This is a genomic window from Bowmanella yangjiangensis (assembly GCF_017255015.1).
Classification (GTDB): domain Bacteria; phylum Pseudomonadota; class Gammaproteobacteria; order Enterobacterales; family Alteromonadaceae; genus Bowmanella; species Bowmanella yangjiangensis.
The window spans coordinates 1-432 of sequence record NZ_JAFKCS010000614.1 but is presented as its reverse complement, the minus strand read 5'-3'; the positions used below and the strand labels follow the sequence as shown (position 1 = coordinate 432).

The following is a 432-nucleotide window of genomic DNA, read 5'->3' as shown; positions in this document are numbered from 1 at the left end:
GCCTGGAGCCAGAGGCTGTAGTTCTCACCGCTCATGTCCGCGCAATCACCGGCCAGGCACAGGGCGAAACGCTCGGCGCCGGGCAGTCCTTCGACCTGGCCGTCGACCTGGAAGCGCACCAGGCCACCCTGGCCGATGCCTTCCTCGATCAGCCAGTCGCCACCCAGGTAGTCACGGTACAGGGCCTGCTCGAAGCGGCTGCCCAGTGGTGCCGGGCCTTCCTTGCTGTCGACGCGGGTGAACTGCTGTTCGGGCCAGTACTCGCTGGCCACCTGCACCAGTTGGCCATCCTCGACGCTGAGCCGCTCCTGGTAGTCGCCGTAGAAGGTGACCTGCCAGCGGCCTTCGCCGGCGGCCTGCAGCCTGCCCTCTGCCAGCTCGAAACCGTTGCTGTAGCTGGCTTGTCGCTGCGCCGGGTCGATCTGCCATTCC

The 432-nt window shown here is 67.4% G+C and carries 1 protein-coding gene; it reads right to left on the bottom strand.

What is annotated here, in order from left to right:
* On the bottom strand, positions 1-432 hold a 432-nt coding region (locus J0A65_RS25930; protein WP_206597072.1), incomplete at both ends, for a hypothetical protein.